Below are 25,158 nucleotides of genomic sequence, written 5' to 3' on the forward strand. Positions count from 1 at the left end.
AGATCAGTCGGCGTTCGCAGGCCGTGCAGCCACGGTCGCGAGCTTGGCCAGTCCCTTCTCCATGTCGGGCGCGATCGCCTTCTCCATCGAGTAGAACTTGGTCATCAGCCCCATCACCCCGCTCACCGAGCCGGTGTGGGTCCAGGTCAGGCGCGTGCCGTCGGCGACGGTGGCCAGGTCGAAGCTCACCGTGCTCCGGCTCTTGAACGGCTTCAGGAACTCCAGCGCGACCTCGATGTGCTCGGGCCTCGACTCGACGATCTCCATCGCCCCGGCGCCCGCCCGCTTGTTGCCCGACCAGGCATAGCGGGCGCCGACACCGGAGTCCGCACCCGAGTAGGTGCGCGACATGTCCGGATCGAGCTCCTCCCACGGCGACCACGACGGCCACTCGTGGAAGTCGTCGAGCAGCGCGTGAGCGCGTCCGATGTCGCACGGCAGGACCCCGGACCTGGAGACCTCGTAGTCGGTCATGTCACGACAGTACGCCTGCGGCGACGAGTTCGAGAACGTCTTCGGTGCTGCGTACGTCTCCAAAGGTGCGATAGATGGTCGTCAGCGTCGCGTTGTGGGACTCGTCGTTGCGACCAGCGGTGGCATCGGCGACCAGGATCGTGCGATACCGCAGCTGCCCGGAAAGAGCGCGCTCGTTTCGGTCTTGTCGACGAGCAGGTCGCCATCGCGTGCCTCCAGCGCGGTCCGGGTCGGGTATCGCCCAGCTATGCACCCCTGACGCCGGCACTCAGGCTCTCTCGGGGTTGACACCGACGGAGCCGTCGATGGTCTCGCGGAGGATGTCGGCGTGGCCCGCGTGACGGGTGGCGTCGCAGAGACGCGCGGCCATGACGTTGAAGAGCACGACCTTCTCGTCCCACCACGGTACGTAGCCGGGGGCGTCGATCGGGAGTGCCTCGACGGTGGCGTCCACGTGCGTCCAGACGCTGTGGGAGAGGTCGAGGATGTCGGCGCGGCTCTCGTGCTCAGTGGCCCGATGGCTGGCGTCCCACCACCCAGCGGTGTCCCACGGTGGGAGGTCGATCGGCGGTGTGCGGTCGAAGACCTCGCCGAAGTAGCGCGCATCCGAGAGGGCGTTGTGCTTGACCAGGCCGAGCAGGTTGGTGCCGGTGGGCGTCATCGGGCGGCGGATGTCATCCTCCGGCAGCCCCTCGAGCTTCCACACCAGCGCCTCTCGGACACCGCGGAGCTTGTCGTGCAGATGAGCCTTCGCGAAGTCGTCGATCACCACGCTCATCCTTCCGCGGCGCGCTTGCCGTAGGTGTCGCGGGTCAGCGTGACGTACGAGTGCCGGACGATCTCCTCAAGGACTTCCAGGTCGACAGCGGCGAGGTCCTTGAGGTAGAGGCAGCCGACGCCGGTCCGGTGGGGACCGAGGCGGTCGAGGCGCTCGTGGTGGGCCGAGATGCCGTCGTTGAGGTAGACGACCGAGGCTGCCTTGCGGGGCGCGAAGGCGGCGGCCGGCGCGTCGCCCTCGGTGCCGCTGGCGTAGGTGTAGTGATACTCGCCGAAGCCGACGATCGAGGTCCCGAACATCCGTGGCTCGGCGCCGGTGGCGCGTCGCATCAGCTCCAGCAGCGTAACTGCGTCCCGACGACGCGGTTCAGGCGAGACGGCCTCGACGAAACCCACCGGGTCCGCGTCGGTCCAGGTCGTCTTGGCCGCCATCCCGCCACTCTAGCGGCGGAACAACAGCGTGTAGACCACCGGCGCGACCAGCACCGAGGCGATGGCCGCGAAGACCGTCGTGCCGACGTCCTCGGTGACCAGGTAGACCAGCGCATTGAGGAGAAGGAGGACGACGACAAGGATCCGTACGTTGCGCCGCCGGCGCTCCGCGAGCGCACTCGCCGGCCGGGACCGGCGAGCCGGAACCCACCCCAGGAGCCGTTTCCGCCGGGCCCGGCGCGCGGCCTCCTTGGCCTCGCGCGCGGCCCGGGACTCGGCGGCGGCCGCGGCGAGCCGTTCGCGCTCGGCACGGGCCTTCGCGCGGGCCCCGGTCTGGGCCACCTATGCCGCCTTCAGGGACTGCACCCAGTTGCGGAGCACCGCGGCGCCGGCGTCGCCGGACTTCTCCGGGTGGAACTGGGTGGCGCTCAGCGGCCCGTTCTCGACGGCCGCCACGAACCGGTCACCACCGTGCTCGGCCCAGGTGACCAGCGGGGCGACGGTGCGGTCGTTGGTGACCAGGGTCCAGTCGCGCACGCCGTAGGAGTGGACGAAGTAGAACCGCTCCTTCTCGACGCCGGCGAACAGCGACGAGCCCGCGGGGACATCGACCGTGTTCCAGCCCATGTGGGGCACGATCGGCGCCTGGATGCGCTCGACGACGCCCGGCCACTCGCCGCACCCTTCGGTCTCGACCCCGTGCTCGATGCCGGTCTCGAAGAGGATCTGCATGCCGACGCAGATGCCCATCACGGGACGCCCACCGGCCAGCCGCCGGGCGATGATCCGCTCGCCGCGAATCGCCCGCAGGCCCTTCATGCAGGCCTCGAACGCGCCCACACCAGGCACCAGCAAGCCGTCGGCCGCCATCGCGGCGTCGAGGTCACCGGTCAGCTCTACCGAGGCACCGGCACGCTCGACGGCGCGGACGGCGGAACGTACGTTGCCCGACCCGTAGTCGAGCACGACCACCGAAGGAGCACTCACAGCGCACCCTTCGTCGACGGGATCCCGGTCTCGCGCGGGTCGTAGGCGATCGCGTCGCGGAACGCCCGCGCGAACGCCTTGAACTGGGTCTCCACGATGTGGTGGGGCTCGCGCCCGGCAAGCACGTTGACGTGCATGGTCAGGTGGGCGTGGTGGGCGATGGAGTCGAAGATGTGCTGGGTCAGGGAGCCGAGATAAGGCACCCCGGATCCGCCGAGCAGCACGTACTGCTGCCCCTCCGGCTCACCGGTGTGGACCGAGTAGGGCCGCCCGGAGACGTCGACGACGCAGCGCACGAGCGCCTCGTCGAGCGGCACGGTCGCATCGCCGTAGCGGCGGATGCCCTTCTTGTCACCGAGCGCCTGGCGCAGTGCCTGGCCGAGCACGATCGCGGTGTCCTCGACGGTGTGGTGGGCGTCGATGTGCACGTCGCCCTCGGAGTGGACGGTCAGGTCGACCAGCGAGTGGCGCCCGAACGCGGTCAGCATGTGGTCGTAGAACCCGACTCCCGTCGAGACGTCCACCCGTCCGGTGCCATCGAGGTCGACCTCGACGACGACCTTCGACTCCGAGGTCTCCCGCTCGATGCGGGCAGTCCTTGCCGAACTCATGCGCGTGCTCCGTTCACATCGGTCAAAGCTTGTTTGAAGGCGTTCATCTCGCGCGGGGTACCGACCGAGACCCGCAGCCACCCCTCGGGCCCGGTCTCGCGGATCAGTACGCCATGGTCGAGCAGCCCCTGCCACACCGCGTGCCGGTCGGCGTAGCGGCCGAAGAGGACGAAGTTGGCGTCCGAGTCGGCCACCTCCAGGCCCTCGCCGCGCAGCCACTCGACCAGCGAGTCCCGCTCCGCACGGAGCGAGGCCACATATCCCAGCAGCTCCGGCGCGTGCCGCAGTGCGGCGCTCGCCGCCGCCTGGGTCACCGCGGAGAGGTGGTAGGGCAGTCGTACGACACGGATCGCGTCACAGATCGCGGGGTCGGCCGCGAGGTAGCCGAGCCGCAGCCCCGCCCCGGCAAAGGCCTTCGACATCGTGCGGGTGACCACCAGGTTGCGGTGGGTGGAGAGCAGCTCGAGCGCCGAGGGCACCCCGGTCCGTCGGAACTCGCCGTACGCCTCGTCGACCACGACGATCCCACTGTCACCGACCGCCTCGCACAGCGCGGTGACCGCCTCCGGCGGCAGCGCGGTGCCGGTGGGGTTGTTGGGCGAGGGCAGCAGCACGACGTGGGGCTGGGTCTCCTCGACCAGCGCCCGCGCCTTCTCCAGGTCGATCGCGAAGTCGGTCTCGCGGTGCCCGACGACCCACTCGGTGTTGGTGTCGCGGGCGTACTCCGGATACATCGAGTAGGTCGGCGCGAAGCTGATCGCGGTGCGCCCCGGCCCACCGAAAGCCTGCAGCAGCTGCAGCATCACCTCGTTGGACCCGTTGGCCGCCCATACCTGCTCGCGCGTGATCTGCGCCTTGGGCACGTCGGCCCGGAGGTACGCGGCCAGCCCCTCCCGCAGCGCGACGAACTCGCGGTCGGGATAGCGGTTGAGGTTGCGCGCCGCGGCGCCGACGCTGGCCGCGATGTCGGCGACGGTCTCTGCGGAAGGCTGGTAGGGGTTCTCGTTGACGTTGAGCTGGACCGGGACATCCAGCTGCGGCGCGCCGTAGGGCTCGATCCCGGCGAGCTCGGCACGGATCGGTGGCCAGCTCATGACGAGAACCTCACCGACACCGCGGCGCCGTGACCAGGGAGGTCCTCGGCCTCGGCCAGCGTGACGACGTGGTCCTTGACCGCCGCCAGCCCCTCGCGGGAGTAGTCGACGACGTGGATCGACTTGGTGAACGCACGCACCGAGAGGCCCGAGGAGTGGCAGGCGCAGCCGCCGGTGGGCAGCACGTGGTTGGACCCGGCGCAGTAGTCGCCCAGCGACACCGGCGCGAACGGACCGACGAAGATCGCCCCCGCGTTCCGGATCCGCCCGGCCACCGTGAGCGCGTCGGCGGTGTGGATCTCGAGGTGCTCGGCGGCGTAGGCGTTGACGACATCGACGCCCTGGTCGACGCCGTCGACGAGCACGATGCCGGACTGGGCGCCGGTCAGCGACGTACGGATGCGCTCGACGTGCTTGGTCGCAGCGACCTGCTTCTCGAGCTCGGCCTCCACGTCGGCGGCGAGCGTCTCGGAATCGGTGACCAGCACCGAGGCTGCGAGGGGGTCGTGCTCGGCCTGGGAGATCAGGTCGGCAGCGACGTAGGCGGCCTCGGCGGTGTCGTCGGCGAGGATCGCGATCTCGGTCGGACCGGCCTCGGAGTCGATCCCGACCTGGCCCTTGAGCAGGCGCTTCGCGGTGACGACGTAGATGTTTCCGGGCCCGGTGACCATGTCGACGCGCTCACAGGGGTCGACGCCGTAGGCGAACATCGCGATCGCCTGGGCGCCGCCGACGGCGTAGACCTCGTCGACGCCGAGCAGTGCGCACGCGGCCAGGATCGTGGGCTGCGGCAGCCCACCGAACTCCTTCTGCGGCGGCGAGGCCAGCGCGATCGAAGGCACGCCGGCGACCTGGGCCGGGACGACGTTCATCAGCACCGAGGAGACCAGCGGAGCCAGGCCGCCGGGCACGTAGAGTCCCACGCGTCCCACCGGCACCTTGCGGTGGGTCACCCGGGCGCCAGGCGCCAGATCGGTGACCGCGTCCTGTTCGAGCTCGGCGGTGCAGGTCGCCCGCAGGCGCGCGATCGACTCCTCCAGCCCCGCACGGATCTCGGGGTCCAGCTCGTCGAGAGCCTTGGTCAGCGCGGCTGGCGGCACCCGGATGTCGTCGACGCGTACGCCGTCGAACTTCTCGGAGAACTCGGCGATCGCCTCCTGTCCGCGCTCGCGGACGGCGTCGATGATCGGCTGCACCGCATGAGTGGCCGCCTCGATGTCGAACTCGGCGCGCGGCACGGCGGCGCGGTAGTCGACGGTGCCTCTGTCGGCACCCCTCAGGTCGATGCGGCGGATCATGCCCCAAGTCTACGAGTCGGCAGGCCCGTGAGCCGATCTGCCGACGCCACGTGGACGCGGCCGGGAAGCGCATACGGCGCGCCGATCCGGGTACCCGGAGGACTGACCCACGAAGGAGGATCGCCATGGCACGCCCTGGACTTTTCCACCGACACGACAAGCATGCCGACGAGAGCTACCCCGAGACCGACGTGAACCACGCCGAGACTCGTGATCCCTACCCCGGCGGCCCCGCGGTCGTCGGCCACGACGACAACGTCGAGCGCCCGCACCGGGCCAACGAGGATGTCGGCCACGTGCATGACAGGGACACCTCAGGGGGCACCGGCAGGGGCTACGAGGCAGCCGGCGTCGAGCACTACCGTCACGCCGAGGACAGCCGCCGCGCCGCCCTCCACGACACCTACGGCGGCATCAACTGGGGCGCCTGCTTCTTCGGCTGGTTGGTCGCGGTCGGCGTGACCGTCCTGCTCGGAGCGATCATCAGCGCCGTCGCCTCCGCGATCGGCGCCGACCAGAACTGGACCCAGACCGACCTGGAGTCGATGGCCGACTCCGTCGGGATCGCGGCCGCGATCACGCTCGCCGTGGTGATGTTCGTCGGCTACTACGCCGGCGGGTACGTAGCCGCCCGGATGTCCCGCTTCGACGCCCGCAGGCAGGGCCTGGGTGTGTGGATCGTCGCCATCGCGGTGATGATCATCGCCGCCGTCGCCGGCGCACTGTTCGGCTCCAGCTACGACATCATGCAGCGGCTCGACCTGCCCAACGTGGGAGTGAGCACCGACCAGCTCGGCTGGGGCGCGCTGATCGCCGGTGTCGTGCTCCTGGTCGTGATGCTCGTCGGGGCGCTCCTCGGGGCAGCCACCGGCCAGCGCTACCACATCAAGATCGACCGCGCGGCGTACGAGGACTGACAGCTCGGACCAGGCGGAGCGGGAACAGAAGGAGACACGGGGCGGGGGTTCGCGGGCGAACACCCCCGCGGCACCCATAGGTTGGTCCCGTGAATGAGCGACTCCCGATGTTCCCGCTCAATGCGGTCCTCTTCCCCGGCGTGACACTGCCGCTGCGGGTCTTCGAGGACCGCTACCGCGCGATGGTGCACCACCTGCTCCGCCAGGAAGAGGAGGAGCGCCACTTCGGCTCGGTGGCGATCCGCGAGGGCTACGAGGTCGGCGAGACCGGCGCCCAGTCGCTCTACCGCGTCGGTGTGCGGCTGCTGATCACCGAGGTCGAGCAGCACAAGGACGGCTCCTTCGACCTCGAGGTGCTCGCCGTCGACCGGATCCGGATGGACAGCCTGGTCAGCTCGGGCGACTTCCCCGTCGCCGACGTCGAGGAGCTCCCCGAGGACCACGTCACCGTCCCGAGCAGCGTCGTCGACACCGCCCGGGCGACCTTCACCGCCTACCGCGCTGCGCTGCTGGAGTTCCGCGAGGACCCGTTCACCGGCTCGCTCCCCAAGGACCCGGAGTTCCTCTCCTGGACCATCTCCGCCACCACTCCCCTGCCGATGCCCGACCGGCAGGCTCTCCTGGAGGCACCCGACGCCGCCCTGCGCCTGGGCATGGCCACCGACCTGCTCCGAGCCGAGCTCAGGGCGATGAACGTGATCCCCTCGCTGCCCGCCACCGAGGTCGCACGCACGAAGTGGTCGCCCAACTGATGGCGAAGAAGAAGGCCGGTGGCGGCACCCCGGCGACCGTCGCCCTCACTCAGGCCGGGATCGACTACGTCCTCCACCCCTACGAGCACGACCCACGCGCCGAGTCCTACGGCCTGGAGGCCGCCGAGGCCCTCGGCGTCGAGCCCGCGCGGGTCTTCAAGACCCTGATGGCGTCGCTGGACGGAAAGCTCGTCGTCGGCATCGTCCCCGTCACCGGCCAGCTCGACCTCAAGGCCCTGGCTCGCGCTCTGGGTGGCTCCAAGGCGCAGATGGCCGAGGTCTCCACGGCCGAGCGCGCCACCGGGTACGTCGCCGGCGGGATCTCACCCGTCGGCCAGAAGCGTCCGCATCCGACCGTCGTGGACGAGTCGGCCACTGCGTACGAGACCGTCTACGTCTCCGGCGGCCGCCGAGGCCTCGACCTGGAGCTGGCCCCGACGGACCTGATCAAGATCACCGACGCCACCACCGCCCCGATCGCCAGATGACCCGCCGAGTCGGCTCGTCATGACGCGCCGACTCGATGCTCAGGAGTGGGGCAGGCGCTCCGGGTCGGCGTCCTCGTGGGGCGCCCACATCAGGAAGATCACCATCAGCGCCAGCATCGCCGAGCCCGGGACGAGCAGGACCAGCCACGGCGAGGCCAGCTGGAAGCTGTCCTGGAGCACGGTGCCGTCGGCGGCTCCCTTGGCGAGACCGTTGGGGTCCTCGGGTGAGAGCAGCGAGGTGACCAGCAGCATCAGGCCACCACCGACCGCACCCCCGATCGTCACCGCGGCGAGGGTGACGAGCTCGGAGCGATTGAGCCAGACCGCGGCCGCGATGCCGACCAGCAGGCCGAGCACGATCGCGCAGACCGAGAACCAGGCGGTCGCCGCGAAGACACCCTGGTCGATGTTCTGCGCGATGGTCGGCGGGTCGATCGCGATGAGTCCTCGGTACCACTTGTCCTCGAGCACCATCCCGGTCGGCGGGGTCCACAGGGTCGCCGCGGCGAGACCGGCGGCGAGACCGCCGACGACGAAGGCGACGACGATGATCGCCACCTGCACCAGCACCGGGCGGGACAGGTCGGGGCGGGCGGAGCGGCGGCCGGTCACGTAGAGACTGGGCGGCGGCGGCACGATCAGATTGTCAGGCATCCTGGTCCGAGGAGGTGTTTGAGGTCGGCGAACAGCTCGGGAGTCGGTGTAACCCGCAGCCGGTCGTCGAGCTTCATGACCCGGGTCGCGTCCCGTGTCATCAACCGTAGCCTGACCTCGGCAACTCCGGGGTAGGTGGTCAGTACGTCACGCAGCGATGCGATCACCGGCGGCGTGCACCGCGTCGACGGCAGCGTGATCACCACCGGTCCCCCGGCAGCACCCGGCCCGCCGGTCAGGTCGGGGACGGTGACCTCCTGGCCGCGCAGCTCGGGCTGGTCCTTGTCGCGGGAGAGCTGGCCCTTGACCCGGATGATCGAGTCCTCGACCAGGTGCGGCGCCGCCAGCTGGTAGGACGAGGGGAAGAGCAGCACCTCGACCGAGCCCTCCAGGTCCTCCAGCGTCACCGTCGCCCAGGCGTCGCCCTTCTTGGTGATGCGCCGGTTGACGTTGGTGACCAGGCCGGAGACCGTGACGGTGGAGTTGTGGGGCCGCGACTCGTCGGTCATCAGCTGGCCGATGGTGCAGTCGGTGCCGTTGGCGAGCACGTGCTCCAGCCCCATCAGCGGGTGGTCGGAGACGTAGAGGCCGAGCATCTCGCGCTCGTGGCCGAGCAGGGTCATCTTGTCCCACTCGTCCATCTCGGGGATGGCGACCGAGACCCCGAACTCGACCCCGTCGCCGTCGTCGAGACCACCGAACAGGGAGTCCTGGCCGATCGCCTCGTTGCGCTTGATGTCGACGTACTGGTCCACCGCGGTCTCGTGGATCGCCACCAGCGAGCGGCGCAGGTGCTTCATGTCGTCGAAGGCGCCCGCCTTGATCAGCGACTCGATCACGCGCTTGTTGCAGACCCGGTCGGGCACCTTGGCGAGGAAGTCGTTGAAGTCCTCGAAGCGGCCCTTGCTGGTGCGCGCCTCCACGATCCCGTCGACCACCTGGGCGCCGACGTTGCGGACCGCGGTCAGGCCGAAGCGGATGTCGCTGCCGACGGCGGTGAAGTCGTGGGAGGACTCGTTGACGTCGGGCGGCAGCACCGCGATCTTCATCCGGCGACACTCGTTGAGGTAGATCGCCATCTTGTCCTTGTCGTTCTTGACCGAGGTCAAGAGCGCCGCCATGTATTCGGTCGGGTAGTTGGCCTTCAGGTAGGCGGTCCAGTAGGTGACCACGCCGTAGGCCGCCGAGTGCGACTTGTTGAACGCGTAGTCGGAGAACGGGAGCAGGATCTCCCAGATGGTGTCGATCGCACTCTGGGAGTAGCCGCGCTCGAGCATGCCGGCCTGGAACCCGGCGTACTGCTTGTCGAGCTCGGCCTTCTTCTTCTTGCCCATCGCGCGGCGCAGGTTGTCCGCCTGTCCGAGCGAGAACCCCGCCAGGACCTGGGCGATCGACATCACCTGCTCCTGGTAGACGATCAGGCCGTACGTCTCCCCCAGCACCTCCGCGAGCGGCTCCTCGAGCTCGGGGTGGATCGGCACGATCGGCTCACGGCCGTTCTTGCGGTGCGCGTACTTGTTGTGGGAGTCCGCGCCCATCGGGCCGGGCCGGTAGAGCGCGGAGACCGCGGTGATGTCGGCGAAGCGGTCGGGAAGCATCGACCGCAGCAGGGCGCGCATGCCACCACCATCGAGCTGGAAGACGCCGAGCGTGTCGCCGCGCTGCATCAGCTCGTAGGTCGGCTTGTCGTCGAAGGGGACCTCCTCGAGCACCAGGTCGATGTCGCGGTTGGACCGGATGTTGGCGAGCGCGTCCTCGAGGGTGTGGAGGTTGGAGAGGCCCAGGAAGTCCATCTTGACCAGGCCGAGCGACTCACAGGTCGGATACTCGAACTGGGTGACGACCTGGCCGTCCTGCTTGGGCTCCATCAGCGGGACGATGTCGATGATCGGCTCGGAGGCCATGATCACGCCCGCCGCGTGGATGCCGGTCTGCCGGATCTGGCCCTCGAGACCGAGCGCGGTCTCGTAGATCTTGCGGACGTCGGGATCGGTGTCGTGCAGCGTACGGAAGTCGCCACCCTCGCCGTAGCGCTTGTGGTCGGGGTTGAACAGCTCCTTGAGAGGCACCCCCTTGCCCATCACGTCGGGCGGCAGCGCCTTGGTGATCCGGTCGCCGATCGCGAAGCCGTGGTCGAGGATGCGGGCGGCGTCCTTGATCGCCTGCTTGGCCTTGATCCGCCCGAAGGTGGCGATCTGGGCGACCTTCTCCGCCCCGTACTTCTCCGTGACGTACTTGATCGTCTCGCCGCGGCGGTGGTCGTCGAAGTCGATGTCGAAGTCGGGCATCGAGGGACGCTCGGGGTTGAGGAACCGCTCGAAGAAGAGCCCGTGCTCGAGCGGGTCGAGGTCGGTGATCTTCAACGCGTACGCCACGATCGACCCTGCACCCGAACCACGGCCCGGTCCGATCCGGATGCCGTTGTTCTTCGACCACTGGATGAAGTCGGCGACCACGAGGAAGTAGCCCGGGTAGCCCTTCTGCAGGATGACGTCGATCTCGAACTCGACGCGGTCCTTGACCTCCTGGGTCAGCTTCTCACCCGGGTAGCGGAGCTCGATGCCGCGCCAAGTCTCCTTGCGCAGCCAGGACTCCTCGGTCTCGCCCTCGGGGATGTCGGCGCGCGCCATGTAGCCACCGGTCGACTCGGTGAACTCGACGTCGCAGCGCTCGGCGATCAGCAGGGTGTTGTCGCAGGCCTCGATCAGGTCCTGCTGGCCCCACAGCTCGCGCATCTCGGCGGCGGTCTTGATGTAGTAGCCGCTGCCCTCGAACGCGAACCGCTTGCCGCCCTTGGAGTAGGGCGGCTCGGTCATCCGGCTGCCGGACTGGACGCACAGCAGCGCCTCGTGGGCGCCGGCGTCCTCGGGGTTGTTGTAGTGGGAGTCGTTGGTGGCGACCGGGCGGATGCCCATGGTCTTGCCGAGCTTGAGCAGGTCGTCGCGGACCCGCTTCTCGATGGAGATGCCGTGGTCCATCAGCTCCAGGAAGACGTTGTCCTTCCCGAAGATGTCCTGCAGCTCCCCGGCCTCCTTGAGCGCCTCCTCCCACTGGCCCAGCCGCAGCCGGGTCTGGATCGCGCCCGAGGGGCAGCCGGTGGAGACGATGATCCCCTTGGAGTGCTCGGCGAGGATCTCCTTGTCCATCCGGGGCTTGAAGTAGTAGCCCTCGAGGCTGGACCGGCTGGAGAGCCGGAAGAGGTTGTGCATCCCCTCGGTGTTCTCCGCCCACATCGTCATGTGGGTGTAGGCGCCACCACCCGAGACGTCGTCGCCGCCCTCCTGAGCCGCGTCGCCCTTGCCCCACCGCACCCGCTTGCGCTCCGAGCGCGGGGTGTTGGGGGTGATGTAGGCCTCGATGCCGATGATCGGCTTGACGTCGTGGGCCTTCGCCTTCTTCCAGAAGTCATAGGCCCCGTGCATGTTGCCGTGGTCGGTCATCGCGATCGCCGGCATCTCGAGCTCGCTGGTCCGCTTGAACAGTCCGTCGAGGAGCGAGGCACCATCCAGCATCGAGTATTCGGTGTGGACGTGCAGGTGGACGAATGAGTCCTTGGAGCCGGCCGCCATTGGCGTGGAGCCCTCCTCGAGGTCGAACGGATGGAGCGGGCGCAGGAGCCCGTGCTCAACAACGGACGACCTGGGGGAAGGACTACAGACTATCTGGCGCCACCGACAGTTTTTCGGGCGGCTGGCCGTACAGTCTTCAGTTGTGGTGACGATCCTCGACGGCGGCCTGTCCAACGCGCTGGAAGCGCGCGGTCACGATGTCTCAGGGGCCCTGTGGACGGCCCGTTTGCTGGATGAGTCACCCGCCGAGATCGCCGCCGTCCACCGCGCCTACTACGCCGCCGGGGCCGACGTCGCCACGACCGCCAGCTACCAGGCCAGCGTGCCCGGCTTCGTGGAGGCCGGGATGAGCGAGACGTACGCCACCGAGCTGCTGCGCCGCAGCGTCCGCGTCGCCCGCGAGGTCGCCGCCGAGGCGCCCGGGCGTCTGGTCGCCGCCTCGGTCGGACCCTACGGCGCCCACCTGGCCGACGGGTCGGAGTACCGCGGCCGCTACGGCGTCTCCGCGGCGACGCTGCGCGACTTCCACGCGCCTCGGCTGGCGCTGCTGGAGACCGAGGACCCCGACCTCATCGCGGTCGAGACCATCCCGGACATCGAGGAGGCCGAGGTGCTCGTCGACCTCCTCGACGACATCGGCCTGCCGGTCTGGTTCTCCTACTCCTGCGCCGGCACCCGCACCCGGGCCGGCCAGCCGCTGGCCGACGCCCTGGCGCTGGCCGCCGGGATCCGCTCCGTGGTCGCCGTCGGCGTCAACTGCTGCGACCCGGCCGACGTCCCCGCCGCCGTCCAGCTGGCCACCGCCACCGGCGAGCCCGCCGTCGTCTACCCCAACACCGGCGAGACCTACGCCGACGGCGCCTGGACCGGCACCCCTCACTTCCGGCCGGGAGAGGCGCTCTCCTGGGCGCGGGCCGGCGCGACGTACCTCGGCGGCTGCTGCCGCGTCGGTCCGGCCGAGATCGCCCTCATCGCCTCCGAGATGTCCCACCTGCAGGCCGAGGCGTGACGCCTCGGCTAGGGCCAGGCCATCCGTACGTCGGGGGTCTTCTCCTGGTTGGCGGAGCCGTCGGTGCGCTCGACCTCACGCAGACCGCGGCGGGCGTAGAAGGCTCGCGCGGGCGTGTTCATCTCGAAGACCCACAGGCCGAAGCCGTCGGGGGCCAGCGACTTCACCAGGTCGAGCAGCATGGTGCCGACGCCGGTGCCCTGGGCACGGGGGTGGACGAAGAGGTCGTCGAGCCAGGTCGGGGTGAAGGCGACGAAGGCCGAGACCTCGCCGGCGACCTCCGCGACCCAGACCTGTGATCCCTTCTGGGGCGCGAGCACCTTCACCGCGAGCCACTCCCGGATGTCGGAGACCGGGTAGATCGGTGGCGGCATCGGCGCGGCGGCACGTGCCTCGACGTAGGTGCTGACGATCTCGGCGATGTCCTCGGCCTCGGCCGGGCGGAGCACCGCCTCGGTGGGAGTCGCGGATTCAGTGCTGTTCACGGATCCAGGCGAGCGCGTGCTGGAGATCGTCGGGGTAGGTCGACTCGAACGTGACGTACTCGCCGGTCTCCGGGTGCTCGAAGCCGAGCTGGACCGCGTGCAGCCACTGCCGCTCGATCCCGACGCGGCGGGCGAGGGCAGGGTCGGCACCGTAGGTGAGGTCGCCGACGCACGGGTGCTTCAGCGCCGACATGTGGACGCGGATCTGGTGGGTGCGCCCGGTCTCGAGGTGGATCTTCAGCAGCGAGGCGAAGCGGTGCGCCTCGAGCGTCTCGTAGTGGGTCACCGAGTGGCGGCCGTCGGCGCGGACCGCGAACTTGTAGTCGTACTTCGGGTTGCGCCCGATCGGGGCGTCGATCGTCCCCTCGAGCGGGTCCGGGTGGCCCTGGACCAGGGCGTGGTAGGTCTTGTCGACCGTACGCTGCCGGAACGCGTTCTTGAGGACGGAGTAGGCATGCTCGGACTTGGCGATCACCATCACGCCCGAGGTGCCGACGTCGAGGCGCTGGACGATGCCCTCGCGCTCCTTGGCCCCCGAGGTGGAGATCCGGAAGCCGGCCGCGGCGAGGTGACCGACGACGGTCTGGCCCTGCCAGCCCGGCGAGGGGTGCACGGCCACGCCGACGGGCTTGTCGATCACCACGAAGGCGTCGTCGTCGTAGATGATCTTGATGCCCTCGACGATCTCGGGCTTGATCTCCAGCGGGTCGGCCTGGGACGGGATGGTGGCGTCGAGCATCGACCCGGCGCTGACCCGGTCGCTCTTGGCCACCACCGAGCCGTCCACGGTCACCAGACCGTCGGCGATGAGCTCGGCGGCCCGGGTGCGGGAGAGGCCGAACAGCCGCGCCATGGCGGCATCGACCCGCTCCCCCTCCAGACCGTCGGGGACCAGCAGCGTGCGCTGGTCGGCGTGACCGAAGTTCACTTCGCCTCGCCCTCGGAGGCGTCCTCGGCCTTGTCCGCAGCGCCGCCGTCGACGGACCCGTCGAGCCCGATCCCCTTGAACGAGAGGATCACGATCATCACCGCGGCGACGTTGATGCACATGTCGGCGACGTTGAAGATCGGCCAGTTGGGCAGCTGCAGGAAGTCGACGACGTGGCCGACGTAGAACCCGGGCTCACGCAGCAGCCGGTCGATCAGGTTGCCGCTGATGCCCGCGACGAGGATGCCGAGCGCGAACGCCCAGCCCCGGTGGCGCGCCCGGCGCGCGAACCAGAGCACGCCGATCGTGGCCACGATCGAGAGCGTCGTGAAGAACCAGGTGAACCCGGTCCCCGTCGAGAAGGCGGCTCCCGGGTTGCGGATGATGTTGAGCTGCAGCACGGAGCCGATCAGCTCTTGCGGCTGCCCGGGAACGAGCGTCGCGACCGCCCAGAGCTTCGTCAGCTGGTCGGTGACCAGGAGAAGCACTGCAACGGTCGCGAACTCTGCCCACCGAACAGGGCGCACGTCGGACTCTGGACCGGTGTGTGCGTCGCTCAGCGACGCTCCTCGCGCTGCTTGCATGTCATGCACAGTGTGGCACGGGGGAACGCCATGAGCCGCATCTTGCCGATCGGCTCACCGCAGGACTCGCAGATGCCGTACGTGCCGTCCTCGAGGTATCCCAGGACCCGCTCGATCTGGGCCAGCTTGTCCTTCTCGCTGTTGACCACGGTCAGCTCGTGGTCACGCTCGAAGCTGGTCGCCCCCATGTCGGCCTGGTCCTGGCCGGCGCCGTCGCCGGAGTCCTTCATCAGGCCGGACAGCTCGGCCTCGAGAGCGGTGAGCACCTCGAGGCTGTGAGCCCTCATCTCGTGGAGCTCGTCGACGACCTCGTTGAGCTCGTCCTTGGTCCACGGGTCCTCGCCGTCCTTGACCTTCAGCTGGTCAGGAGAGACGACGGTCTTGGTTGCTTTCTTAGGCACGGCACTCGCTTTCTGGTGTGAGACACGGCCCCCCGGGCCGCACGGTGATCAAGGTTTGGCTAGGCGCTCGCCGTGGCCACCGACGTGGAAGCCATGACTGCGAGACTGGTATTCCCAGAAAGCTCGGGCGGCATCGCGTGGACGCGCCCGACGGTCGCGACGACGCGACCGTTCATAGGTACGGACATGGAGTCCCCTTTCTCCTGCCATCACTTCGCGCCGCCGAGTCGGTGCGGAGTGCGTGCCCGGAATGTAGCCCGGGATCGGGCTCCACTCAACTAACACACCGAAACTGCACTCATATTGGTCCGCAGCGCGGAAAAACCGCGGAATCCTCTTACAGGACCCATCTCACCTGCTACAACGCGTTTCTGCGCCGTACCCGTCAGAGGGCGCGGACATGCGCATCGGCCGGCCCCGCGTCGCGGGACCGGCCGATGGAAGCCTGACTACGAGGACCTCAGCCCTCGTCCTCCCCCAGGATGGAGCGCAGACGCTTCGGCGCCGGGCCCGACTCGTTGACGGCGGCCGCCATGACGGGCGCCTGAGACTCAGCCGAGTTGTTCAGTGCGTCGAGCTGCTGCGTGAAGTAGCTCTTCAGGCGCGAACGGTACTCACGCTCGAAGTTGCGCAGCGTGTCGACCTCGGTGGTCAGGTTGTCCTTCTCACGCTCCAGCTCACCGAAGAGCTGCTGACGACGCTCGGCGGTCTCGCTGTCGAGCATCTGCGCACGGGTGCGCGCGTCGGCCTCCATGCGGTCGGCCTTCGCCTTCGACTCGGCCTCGAGGCGCTCGGCCTTGGTGCGGGCCTCCCCGACGATCTTGTCGGCGTCGTTCTTGGCCGTGTCGATGAGCGCGTCGTGGTTGCGCGTGGCCAGCTCGAGCAGCCGCGCCGCGGCGTTGGAGGCCTCCGGCACGGTCTCGACCCGGATCGTCTCGATGCCGCCGGTCTGCGGTGCCTCCTGGTACATCGGCATCTGGTGCGAGACCGGCTCGGGGGCCGGCATCGGCTCAGGCGCAGGCGGCTCGGGAGCCATCGGGAAGGACGGACCCCCACCCGACTGCGCAGATGCCAACTTCCCGCGAAGGTCGTCGTTCTCCCGGGTGAGACGTGCCAGTTCGGCCTCGACCTCGTCGAGGAACTGGTCCACCTCGCCCATGTCGTAGCCCTCGCGGAGCCGGACGGGAGTAAAGCGCTTGTTGCTCACGTCCTCTGGCGTCAGCGGCATGACCTCACCCATTCATTACTCGGTTGACTCAGACGTACGGACTGCACCGCCGGGGGGCGGCATCAGGTTAATGCTGTCGAAACTCTAGCGCCTGTCCGTAGACATGCCAGATGCGGACCGCATCCAGGCACCCACAGGCAGGTGTCGAAGGCCTCAGCTCTGGTTGAAGAAGCCGCCCTCAACGATCCTCTGCTTGGCCTCAGCCGTGACCGAAACGTTCGCAGGTGAGATAAGAAACACCTTGTTGGTGACCCTCTCGATGTTCCCATAGGTAGCAAAGATCAAGCCGGCCGCAAAGTCGACAAGCCGTTTTGCGTCGGCATCGTTCATCTCGGTGAGGTTCATGATCACCGGCGTGCCGTCGCGGTAGTTCTCGCCGACCTGACGCGCTTCGTTGTAGGACGTCGGTGTCAGCGTGATGATCTTGGAAAGCTCTGTCACTGCCGGCACCACCGTTGCTCGTCGCCGCTCGGAAAGGTCAGCCACCGGGGCCGGACGAGACTGCTTCGACCGCACCGGCGCCTTGACGGCCTCGTGGGAGCGGGTCTCGTCGTCATCACCCTCGTAGACGTCGTCGTCGTACCCGGTGTCTTCCAACAGGCCGAGGTATTCACCGAACCTGCGCATCGCGCCGCTCATGCTGCCACCTTCCCCAAAGTATTGCTGACCGAGACATTACTTGACAGTTGGCCTCTCTCCGAGGACCGCAGACCCGACACGTACGTGTGTCGCGCCATGGGCAATCGCCTCCTCCAGGTCGCCACTCATCCCTGCCGACAGCACCGTCGCCTCGGGGTACTCGACCAGGAAGTCCTCTCGGATCCGTGCCAGCCGGACGAAGGCCGGCGCCGGGTCCTCGCCCAGCGGAGCGACCGCCATCAGGCCCCGCAGGCGGAGCCCGTCGGTCGCCTCGACCTCGGCCGCGAGGTCGCGTACGTCATCGGGATCCGCCCCGGCACGCCCCTCACGCCCGGGCGGGTCGAGGGAGACCTGCAGGAGCACGTCGAGGATCTGGCCGCGCTCGCCTGCGCCGCGGCTGAGCCGGGGCAGCAGCGAGGAGCGGTCGACGGACTCGACCACGTCGGCGTAGCCGGCCACGGCGGCCGCCTTGTTGGACTGCAGCCCACCGATGTAGTGCCAGCGCAGGCCGAGGTCGGCGCACTCGGCCGCCTTGGCCGCCGCCTCCTGGTGACGGTTCTCGCCGACGTCGGTGACGCCGAGTCCGGCCAGGATGCGTACGTCGGAGGCGGGGAAGAACTTGGTGACCACGACCAGGTGGACGTCCTCGGCGGGGCGACCGGCGGCCTTGGCCGCCAGGGCGATCCGCTCGCGGGTCTCGGCGAGCCCGGCCGCGATCTCATCGGCGCGATCTGCCATCAGGCACCTCGCAGCCGGATCAGCGCGCCCAGCGACATGCCGGCGCCGTCGCGGCGGTAGGAGTAGAGGTCCTCGGACTCACGGGTGCAGCGGCTGGCGTCGACCGCCTCGACATCCTCGCGGGCCAGCTGGGCGAGCACTCCGGCGCCGACGTCGAGGCTGGGGGTGCCCCAGCTCGTGGTGGCGCGCGTGGCCGGCTCGGCCGCGGCGATCTCCTCCTGCATCTCGGCGGGCACCTCGTAGCACTTGCCGCACACGTGCGGTCCGACCCAGGCCTTGATCCGGGTCGCGCCGAGAGCGCGCATCCGGGCGATCGTCGCGGGCACGACCCCGACGGCCATCCCCTTGCGTCCGGCGTGGGCCGCGCCGATGACGCCGGCCTCCTCGTCGGCGAACAGCACGGGTACGCAGTCGGCGGTCCGGACCAGCAGCACCAGGTCGCGCTCCGTGGTGACGATGCCGTCCGCCTCCGGGCGAGCACCGCACTCCGCGTCGACGACCGCGTTGTCGTGGACCTGATAGAGGTCGGCGTAGGGCGCGCCGTCGGCGAAGTCGGCCAGCAGCAGCCGGTGGTTCTCGGCCTTGGCCTCCGGCGAGTCCGAGCCGTTGACCGCCAGGTTGAGCTCGGCGTACGGAGCACGGCTGACCCCGCCGTACCTGTCGGTGAACGCCAGGTCGACGAGGCCTGCGGAGGCTCGGAACGAATACAAGAGAGGGCCCTACTTCACACTGTGCTTACTTGAGGAAATCGGGAACGTCGAGCTCATCATCGCTGAACTGCACGCTCGGGGCGGGCTTCTTGGCGACCGGAGCGGGCTCGGCCGGCGGGGTCGCCGGCGGAGGCGTCGCCGGTGCGGCCGGCGCGGGCTTGGCGGGCTTGGCCGGAGCGGCCGGGGTCTCCTCGGCCTCCTCGGCGCGCCGGGTCGCGACCGCGGTGGCCACGGCGGCGGTCTCGCCGTTGTTGGCAGGCTGGGAGCTGGTGGACCGGCCCTGCACGCTGCCGAGCGCCGAGGCGCCCTCGCGGCGCTTGGGCATGCCACCGTCGAAGCCGGCTGCGATCACGGTGACCCGGACCTCGTCGCCGAGCGCGTCGTCGATGGTCGCGCCGAAGATGATGTTGGCCTCCTGGTGGACGGCGTCGGCGACCAGCGCGGCGGCCTCGTTGATCTCGAAGAGACCGAGGTCGGAGCCGCCCGCGATCGAGAGCAGCACGCCGTGAGCACCGTCGATGGACGCCTCGAGCAGCGGCGAGGAGACGGCCATCTCGGCGGCCTCGACGCTGCGGTTCTCACCGCGCGCGGACCCGATGCCCATCAGCGCCGAGCCGGCGTTGGACATGACCGACTTCACGTCGGCGAAGTCGAGGTTGATCAGGCCGGGGGTGGTGATCAGGTCGGTGATGCCGGAGACGCCCTGGAGCAGCACCTGGTCGGCCTGGCGGAACGCGTCCATGACCGAGACGTTGCGGTCCGAGATCGACAGCAGCCGGTCGTTGGGGATGACGATGAGGGTGTCGACCTCCTCGCGGAGCTTGCTGATCCCCTCCTCGGCGGAGTTGGCGCGACGGCGACCCTCGAAGGCGAAGGGGCGGGTCACCACACCGATGGTCAGCGCGCCGAGGCTGCGGGCGATGCGAGCCACGACCGGGGCGCCACCGGTGCCGGTGCCGCCACCCTCGCCGGCGGTCACGAAGACCATGTCGGCGCCCTTGATGACCTCTTCGATCTCGTCGGCGTGGTCCTCGGCGGCGCTCTCCCCCACGCTCGGGTTGGCGCCGGCACCGAGACCGCGGGTCAGCTCACGGCCGATGTCGAGCTTGACGTCGGCGTCGCTCATCAGCAGCGCCTGGGCGTCGGTGTTGATGGCGATGAACTCGACCCCCTTGAGGCCGACCTCGATCATCCGGTTGACAGCGTTGACGCCGCCGCCACCGATGCCGACGACCTTGATGATCGCCAGATAGTTCTGTGCAGCTCCCACGGTGGTCGCCCCTTCGATCGCTGGTTGGTCCTTACGGCGGGCTTCTCAACCCTTACCCTCAGGCTGAGGGTTATAGTTATGTCAACCTCGCCGTTCTCAGAACAGTAGGCAGACGTACGTGCTCTAACTGGCACGACACGCGGATGCGGATCAGTTGTGCCGATCTCGTGCCTTCCGGTAGGGGCAATGTGGCAGAGCCGACCGGTGGAGAATCGACGGTCCGGGATCAGCCGACGCTCTTGCTGGTGACCGGCTGGCCGGGCACGGAGACGTCGTAGCGCGCCACGTCGGGCTCCGCCTTCATCAGCGCGACCAGCACGTCGGCCTTGGTGTCGGACTGGGCGCTGCTCCCCCACACCACGCGCTTGTCGTTGCGCAGCTCCAGCGAGATCGAGTCGACGGTGGTCACCTCGACGTAGTCGACGCGCTTGGCCAGGTCGGCGGGGAGCGCCGAGGCCACCGCGGCGGCCTCGCGAAGCGCATCGGAGTTGGTGCCGGTCACGGTGTTCACCATCGGCAGGCCGCGCGGCGCCTTCTCGTAGTCCCAGAAGACGGCGCCGGTCTCGTCCAGGGCCCGCAGCCGGCCGCCGATGGAGACGACCGCCACCGGCGTACGTTCGGTGACGTCGACGCGGATCTTGTCGGGCCACTCCCGGGAGACGTTGACCGAGCGCACCATGGGCAGCCCGTTGAGCACCCGCACCTGCACGGCCTCCAGGTCGGCGGTGGCCAGCGGCTCCCCGACGGGTGCCGCGGCGAACTCGGCGACCGCCTTGGCGCTGGTCATCTTCATCGTGCCGTGCACCGAGGTGCCCTTGACCTGCAGCCAGGTCGAGAAGTAGACGGCCCAGATCCCGCCGAGCAGGAGGGCGATCACCAGGGTGCCGACGATGAGGTAGCGCCACGCGAGCCAGCGTCGGCGCCATTGCCGGCGGGCGAAGGCCCGGCGGCTCTTGAGGGTGGCCGCATCGACCGCCGGCCGCTCCTCCTCCGAGTCCACCTCCGCGTCCGGATCCAGGTCCGGCCCTCCGGCCGCCTCGGTGCTCCCCTCGGTGCTCTCCTCGGTGCTCGACCCGGTGCTCGACCCGGCCGTGGCCTCCTCCGTCTCGAGGTCGATCTCGCGCTCCCCGGACGCCGACCGGGCGATCTCCAGGGCTTCGGCGATCTCGGTCTCCGACCCCTTGTCCCCCATGCTCGCCTCCCCCAGCGTTACTGCTCGGCCTTACGTAGCCTGGCAAGCACCATCGGGCCCACCTCCGTCACGGTACCCGCTCCGAGAGTCAGAACCAGGTCACCCGGACGCGCGCGGCGGGCCAGCTCGGCAGCGGCCTCCTCGAGCCCGGCGACGCTGACGACCCGGTCGGGCGGCAGCGGGACCGCGTCGGCGACGAGCTTGCCGGTGACCTCGGGGTCGTAGTCCTCGCGGGCCAGGTAGACGTCGAGGACGACGACCTCGTCGGCCGCGCCGAGCACGCGGCCCATCTCCTCGCCGAAGATCCGGGTGCGCGAGACCATGTGGGGCTGGAAGGCCACGATCAGCCGCCCCTCCCCCGCCACGGATCGGCCGGAGACCAGGTCGCCGGTGATCTCGGAGGGGTGGTGGGCGTAGGAGTCGTAGACGCGTACGCCGGCGGCCTCTCCCTTGCGCTCCATCCGCCGCCGGGTGCCGGTGAACGACTCCAGGCCCGCCTTCAGGAGGTCGAAGGAGTGACCCAGGCGCAGGCCCACCGTCAGCGCGGCGAGCGCGTCGGCGACGTAGTGATGCCCGGGGATCTGCAGCGTGATGCGGCCCAGCTCGTCGAGCCCGTCGACGACGGTGAACGAGGAGGTGGTGCCCTCCAGGACGACGTCGACGGCGCGTACGTCGGCCAGCTCCGACTCACCGACACCGACGAAGCGGCGGCCCAGGGAGTGGGCGACATGGCGCAGGTCGGCGGCGCCGGGGTCGTCGATGACCGCGACCAGGAACCCGTCGGGCGCCAGCCGCCCCACGAACTGGGCGAAGCCCTCGCGGTAGGCCTCCTCGGTGCCCCACTGGTCGAGGTGGTCGGCCTCGACGTTGGTGACGACCGCGGCGTAGGGCTTGTAGACCAGGAAGGCGCCGTCGGACTCGTCGGCCTCGGCCACGAACAGGTCGCTGGAGCCCTCGGCGGCGTTGGTGCCCGAGGCGGCCAGCTCGCCACCGACCGTGTAGGTCGGCGCGGCGCCCGCGGCCTGCAGGGAGACGGTCAGCAGCGAGGTGGTGGTGGTCTTGCCGTGGGTGCCGGCGACGGCGAGGACGCGGCGGCCCTCCATCACCGAGGCCAGCCCGGCCGAGCGCGGGTAGATCCGCAGGCCCTTCTCGACAGCCGCGACGTACTCCGGGTTGTCCTCGCGGATCGCCGTGGACACGATCAACGTGTCGACGCCGTCGACCTGGGAGGCCTCGTGGCCGACGTAGACGGTCGCGCCCTCCTCGCGCAGCGCCGCGACCATCGAGGAGTCGGCGCCGTCGCTGCCGGAGACCTCGATCCCGCGGGCCAGCATGACCCGGGCGATCGCGGACAGGCCCGCACCACCGATGCCGATGAAGTGGACCCTGCCCAGCCGCTCGGCGGGCAGGATCTGCTCGGGAACCGGAACCCTCATGCCGACACCTCCGTTGCGGAAGAGAAAGGATACGGACGCGTCGGCATGTTGTGCCCGCGGTTCGCTCGCTGACGCTCGCTCACGACTTACCTCCTGCGACGACCTCGAAGATCATCCGCGCCAGCCGCTCGTCGGCGTCGCGCGGGACCAGGTCGCTGGCCGCCTTCGACATGGCCTCGAGCCGGGCACGGTCCGTGACGATCGGGGGTACGTGGCTGGTGACCCACGCGGCGTTCATCTCGGCGTCGGGGACCAGCACCGCGCCACCAGCGTCGACGACCGCGCGCGCGTTGAGCGACTGCTCGCCGTTGCCGATCGGGAGAGGTACGTAGACGGCGGGGACACCCACGGCGCTCGCCTCGATCACCGAGTTGGCGCCGGAGCGGCAGATCATCAGGTCGGCGGCGGCCAGCGCGAGATCCATCCGGTCGACGTAGTTGAGCACGTGGTAGCCGGGGCCGGGCGAGGCCAGCTCGTTCTTCGGGCCGATCACGTGAAGCACCTGGATCCCGTTGCTGGCCAGGGTCGGGTAGGCGCCGGAGACCGCCTCGTTGATGGTCCGGGCGCCCTGCGAGCCGCCGGTGACCACGATCGTGGGACGGTGCTGGTCGAGCCCGAAGAAGCTGCGCGCCTCGGCGCGCAGCGCCCAGCGGTCGAGCGTCGAGATCATCCGGCGGATCGGCAGGCCGATGTATTCGGCCTTGGGCAGCTTGGTGTCGGGGAAGCTCACCGCGACCCGGTCGGCGACCCGGGCTCCCGCCTTGTTGGCGAGCCCGGGCATCGCGTTGCCCTCGTGCACGACGATCGGGATGCGGCGCCGCTTCGCGGCGAGGTAGGCCGGCATCGAGACGTAGCCGCCGTAGCCGACGACGACGTCGGGACGGACCCGGTCGAGCACCTCGTAGGTCGCGTCGACCGCGCCCTTGAGGTTGGCCGGCACCTTCAGCAGGTCGCTGCTGAGCTGGCGCGGCATCGGGACCGGCGGGATCAGCTCGAGCGGGTAGCCCGCGGCGGGAACCACCTGGTTCTCCAGGCCGCGAGGCGTGCCGAGGCAGGTCACCTCCACGCTGGGGTCGAGTCGGCGCAGGGCGTCAGCCGTGGCGAGCAGGGGGGATGTGTGTCCAGCGGTGCCACCGCCGGCGAGGAGGGCCTTCATGATGCGTCCGAACTTATCGGTTGCGTTGGGCGGACCGGTAAGCGGCTGCCTGGCGCGCGCGATCCTTTGCCAAGGCTTTACGCTGCTTCAGCGCCGCCGCTGCTGCCGGTTCACGACGGGCGAAGCCGATCACGACGCCCAGCGCCACCATCGACGGGATCAGCGCCGAACCGCCGTAGGAGACCAGCGGCAGCGGGATCCCGATGACCGGCAGCAGCGCGAGCACCATGCCGACGTTGATGATCATCTGGCCGAGCAGCCAGACCAGCACACCGAAGCTGAAGTAGCGCACGAACGGCCGGTCGGTCTGGCGCGCGACCTTGATCAGCGCGAAGGCGAGGGTCAGGAAGAGGCCGACCACGAGCAGGGTGCCGACCAGGCCGAGCTCCTCGCCCAGCACCGCGAAGATGTAGTCGGTGTGGGCCTCGGGCAGGTCGCCCCACTTCTGCTGGGAGGCTCCGATCCCCTGCCCCAGGACGCCGCCGGAGCTGAGCGCGTAGAGACCGTGGGAGGGCTGCCACCCCTGGCCGTGGTAGTCCTTGAACGGGTCCGCGAAGCTGGTCAGCCGGGCGAGCCGCTCGGTGTCGGTGCTGATCAGGAACAACACCGAGACCCCGATGATCGAGATCGCGATCCCGAAGAGCTTGCCGGGCGCGCCGACCACCCACAGCATCCCGAGCACGATCGCGAAGAAGACCAGCGCGGTGCCGAGATCCTTGCCGGCCAGCACCAGTCCCGTGGCCACCGCGATGCCGGGCAGGACCGGCATCAGCACCTCGTGGAGACTGTCGAGCCGGCGGTCCTTGAGCGCGTAGACGTGGGCGGACCACAGCACGATCGCCAGCTTGGCGATCTCGGACGGCTGGATCTTGACCGGGCCGGCGCCGATCCAGTTCTGCTGGCCGTTGACGTCGTGGCCCAGGAAGATCGTCAGGAAGAGCAGCACGCAGGCCACGACGTAGCCCGGCCACGCGAGCCGGCGCAGGTGCTTGGGCCGGACCCTGGAGGCGATGAACGCGCACGGGATACCGATGATCACCCAGAGCACCTGCCGCCCGACGATGGCGTAGGAGTTGCCCAGGTACTGGTAGGCCCACACGCTCGAGGCGCTCAGCACCATGATCAGGCCGATGGTCAGCAGCAGCGAGGTGCTGGTGAGCAGCAGGTAGTAGGCGGCCAGGGGCCGGTTCAGGGCCACCCGCAGCGCATGGAACCAGGCCTTGAGGTAGCCGAGGACCGACTTCGGGTACGCCTTGGCCTGCTCGGCCGAGCCGGCACCGGTCTGGTCGGGGCTGGTGGTCGTCACGGTCCTACCTCCCCGTTCCTGTC

Annotated in this window: 27 protein-coding genes; 4 read left to right on the forward strand and 23 right to left on the reverse strand. The window is 69.5% G+C overall.

From position 1 onward, the window contains the following. Nucleotides 1–3 precede the first annotated feature (3 nt). From OG984_RS10445 to hisD, 8 genes are all read right to left on the reverse strand, one after another. Nucleotides 4–474 (reverse strand): SRPBCC family protein, encoded by a 471-nt coding sequence (locus OG984_RS10445; protein ID WP_328531521.1) that lies wholly within the window; start codon nt 472–474, stop codon nt 4–6. Nucleotides 475–742: 268 nt separating this feature from the next. Further along, nucleotides 743–1,243 (reverse strand): DinB family protein, encoded by a 501-nt coding sequence (locus OG984_RS10450; RefSeq protein ID WP_328531522.1) that lies wholly within the window; start codon nt 1,241–1,243, stop codon nt 743–745. A 5-nt stretch (nt 1,244–1,248) separates the two neighbouring features. Then, nucleotides 1,249–1,683, reverse strand: a complete 435-nt coding sequence (locus tag OG984_RS10455; protein ID WP_328531523.1) for a DUF1801 domain-containing protein — start codon at nt 1,681–1,683, stop codon at nt 1,249–1,251. Between the two features lie 9 nt (nt 1,684–1,692). Next, nucleotides 1,693–2,025 (reverse strand): hypothetical protein, encoded by a 333-nt coding sequence (locus OG984_RS10460; RefSeq protein WP_328531524.1) that lies wholly within the window; start codon nt 2,023–2,025, stop codon nt 1,693–1,695. Further along, on the reverse strand, nt 2,026–2,670 hold the full coding sequence (gene hisH / locus OG984_RS10465; protein WP_328531525.1) for an imidazole glycerol phosphate synthase subunit HisH: 645 nt from the start codon (nt 2,668–2,670) through the stop codon (nt 2,026–2,028). It abuts the gene before it with no gap. Continuing rightward, nucleotides 2,667–3,281, reverse strand: a complete 615-nt coding sequence (hisB, locus tag OG984_RS10470) for an imidazoleglycerol-phosphate dehydratase HisB (protein WP_160024307.1) — start codon at nt 3,279–3,281, stop codon at nt 2,667–2,669. Before hisB ends, hisH begins: the two co-directional genes overlap by 4 nt. After that, nucleotides 3,278–4,375: a histidinol-phosphate transaminase gene (locus OG984_RS10475; RefSeq protein ID WP_328531526.1), complete on the reverse strand. Its 1,098-nt coding sequence runs from the start codon at nt 4,373–4,375 to the stop codon at nt 3,278–3,280. Before OG984_RS10475 ends, hisB begins: the two co-directional genes overlap by 4 nt. Beyond that, nucleotides 4,372–5,673 carry a histidinol dehydrogenase gene (gene hisD / locus OG984_RS10480; RefSeq protein ID WP_328531527.1) on the reverse strand — a complete coding sequence of 434 codons (1,302 nt, stop codon included), beginning with the start codon at nt 5,671–5,673 and terminating at the stop codon, nt 4,372–4,374. The genes OG984_RS10475 and hisD overlap by 4 nt, the downstream gene beginning before the upstream one ends. 125 nt (nt 5,674–5,798) lie before the next feature. Between hisD and OG984_RS10485 the strand changes: the two genes are divergently transcribed. The 3 genes from OG984_RS10485 to ybaK all read left to right on the forward strand — a co-directional run bounded on the left by OG984_RS10485 (nt 5,799) and on the right by ybaK (nt 7,830). Beyond that, a complete protein-coding gene (locus OG984_RS10485; protein ID WP_328531528.1) occupies nt 5,799–6,590 on the forward strand; it encodes a hypothetical protein in 792 nt (263 codons plus the stop codon). Between the two features lie 89 nt (nt 6,591–6,679). Next, the gene (locus OG984_RS10490) at nt 6,680–7,342 is read left to right on the forward strand and encodes an LON peptidase substrate-binding domain-containing protein (protein ID WP_328531529.1); all 663 of its coding nucleotides are present in this window, start codon (nt 6,680–6,682) and stop codon (nt 7,340–7,342) included. Then, nucleotides 7,342–7,830 (forward strand): Cys-tRNA(Pro) deacylase, encoded by a 489-nt coding sequence (ybaK, locus tag OG984_RS10495; RefSeq protein WP_328531530.1) that lies wholly within the window; start codon nt 7,342–7,344, stop codon nt 7,828–7,830. The genes OG984_RS10490 and ybaK overlap by 1 nt, the downstream gene beginning before the upstream one ends. Before the next feature lie 39 nt (nt 7,831–7,869). Here the strand turns inward: ybaK and OG984_RS10500 are convergent, their stop codons facing one another. Together OG984_RS10500 and dnaE are read right to left on the reverse strand one after the other, a co-directional pair. Then, entirely contained in the window at nt 7,870–8,484 is a 615-nt protein-coding gene (locus tag OG984_RS10500) for a hypothetical protein (RefSeq protein ID WP_328531531.1), read from the reverse strand. After that, the gene (dnaE, locus tag OG984_RS10505) at nt 8,469–12,053 is read right to left on the reverse strand and encodes a DNA polymerase III subunit alpha (RefSeq protein ID WP_328531532.1); all 3,585 of its coding nucleotides are present in this window, start codon (nt 12,051–12,053) and stop codon (nt 8,469–8,471) included. The genes OG984_RS10500 and dnaE overlap by 16 nt, the downstream gene beginning before the upstream one ends. A 142-nt stretch (nt 12,054–12,195) precedes the next feature. Between dnaE and mmuM the strand changes: the two genes are divergently transcribed. Next, nucleotides 12,196–13,062 (forward strand): homocysteine S-methyltransferase, encoded by an 867-nt coding sequence (gene mmuM / locus OG984_RS10510; RefSeq protein ID WP_328531533.1) that lies wholly within the window; start codon nt 12,196–12,198, stop codon nt 13,060–13,062. Between the two features lie 8 nt (nt 13,063–13,070). Here the strand turns inward: mmuM and OG984_RS10515 are convergent, their stop codons facing one another. The 13 genes from OG984_RS10515 to ftsW all read right to left on the reverse strand — a co-directional run bounded on the left by OG984_RS10515 (nt 13,071) and on the right by ftsW (nt 25,135). Next, nucleotides 13,071–13,547, reverse strand: a complete 477-nt coding sequence (locus tag OG984_RS10515) for a GNAT family N-acetyltransferase (protein WP_328531534.1) — start codon at nt 13,545–13,547, stop codon at nt 13,071–13,073. Next, the gene (locus tag OG984_RS10520) at nt 13,534–14,475 is read right to left on the reverse strand and encodes an RluA family pseudouridine synthase (protein ID WP_328531535.1); all 942 of its coding nucleotides are present in this window, start codon (nt 14,473–14,475) and stop codon (nt 13,534–13,536) included. The genes OG984_RS10515 and OG984_RS10520 overlap by 14 nt, the downstream gene beginning before the upstream one ends. Next, complete coding sequence (gene lspA / locus OG984_RS10525) at nt 14,472–15,002, reverse strand: signal peptidase II (RefSeq protein WP_328531536.1); 531 nt, start codon at nt 15,000–15,002, stop codon at nt 14,472–14,474. Before lspA ends, OG984_RS10520 begins: the two co-directional genes overlap by 4 nt. Nucleotides 15,003–15,031: 29 nt before the next feature. Then, nucleotides 15,032–15,460 (reverse strand): TraR/DksA family transcriptional regulator, encoded by a 429-nt coding sequence (locus OG984_RS10530; RefSeq protein ID WP_328531537.1) that lies wholly within the window; start codon nt 15,458–15,460, stop codon nt 15,032–15,034. Nucleotides 15,461–15,920: 460 nt separating this feature from the next. Then, nucleotides 15,921–16,688, reverse strand: a complete 768-nt coding sequence (locus OG984_RS10535) for a DivIVA domain-containing protein (RefSeq protein WP_040757109.1) — start codon at nt 16,686–16,688, stop codon at nt 15,921–15,923. Between the two features lie 153 nt (nt 16,689–16,841). Then, on the reverse strand, nt 16,842–17,327 hold the full coding sequence (locus OG984_RS10540) for a cell division protein SepF (RefSeq protein WP_328531538.1): 486 nt from the start codon (nt 17,325–17,327) through the stop codon (nt 16,842–16,844). Between the two features lie 36 nt (nt 17,328–17,363). Beyond that, on the reverse strand, nt 17,364–18,065 hold the full coding sequence (locus OG984_RS10545) for a YggS family pyridoxal phosphate-dependent enzyme (RefSeq protein ID WP_328531539.1): 702 nt from the start codon (nt 18,063–18,065) through the stop codon (nt 17,364–17,366). Beyond that, nucleotides 18,065–18,775: a peptidoglycan editing factor PgeF gene (gene pgeF, locus OG984_RS10550; RefSeq protein ID WP_328531540.1), complete on the reverse strand. Its 711-nt coding sequence runs from the start codon at nt 18,773–18,775 to the stop codon at nt 18,065–18,067. The genes OG984_RS10545 and pgeF overlap by 1 nt, the downstream gene beginning before the upstream one ends. A gap of 25 nt (nt 18,776–18,800) precedes the next feature. After that, complete coding sequence (gene ftsZ, locus OG984_RS10555; protein ID WP_328531541.1) at nt 18,801–20,045, reverse strand: cell division protein FtsZ; 1,245 nt, start codon at nt 20,043–20,045, stop codon at nt 18,801–18,803. A 226-nt stretch (nt 20,046–20,271) separates the two neighbouring features. Next, entirely contained in the window at nt 20,272–21,237 is a 966-nt protein-coding gene (locus OG984_RS10560) for a cell division protein FtsQ/DivIB (RefSeq protein ID WP_328531542.1), read from the reverse strand. Nucleotides 21,238–21,254: 17 nt separating this feature from the next. Then, a complete protein-coding gene (murC, locus tag OG984_RS10565; protein ID WP_328531543.1) occupies nt 21,255–22,673 on the reverse strand; it encodes a UDP-N-acetylmuramate--L-alanine ligase in 1,419 nt (472 codons plus the stop codon). A gap of 79 nt (nt 22,674–22,752) precedes the next feature. Beyond that, entirely contained in the window at nt 22,753–23,829 is a 1,077-nt protein-coding gene (murG, locus tag OG984_RS10570) for an undecaprenyldiphospho-muramoylpentapeptide beta-N-acetylglucosaminyltransferase (protein ID WP_328531544.1), read from the reverse strand. Nucleotides 23,830–23,842: 13 nt separating this feature from the next. Then, the gene (ftsW, locus tag OG984_RS10575) at nt 23,843–25,135 is read right to left on the reverse strand and encodes a putative lipid II flippase FtsW (RefSeq protein WP_328531545.1); all 1,293 of its coding nucleotides are present in this window, start codon (nt 25,133–25,135) and stop codon (nt 23,843–23,845) included. Between the last annotated feature and the right edge of the window lie 23 nt (nt 25,136–25,158).

Source organism: Nocardioides sp. NBC_00368 (genome assembly GCF_036090055.1).
Taxonomy (GTDB): Bacteria; Actinomycetota; Actinomycetes; order Propionibacteriales; family Nocardioidaceae; genus Nocardioides.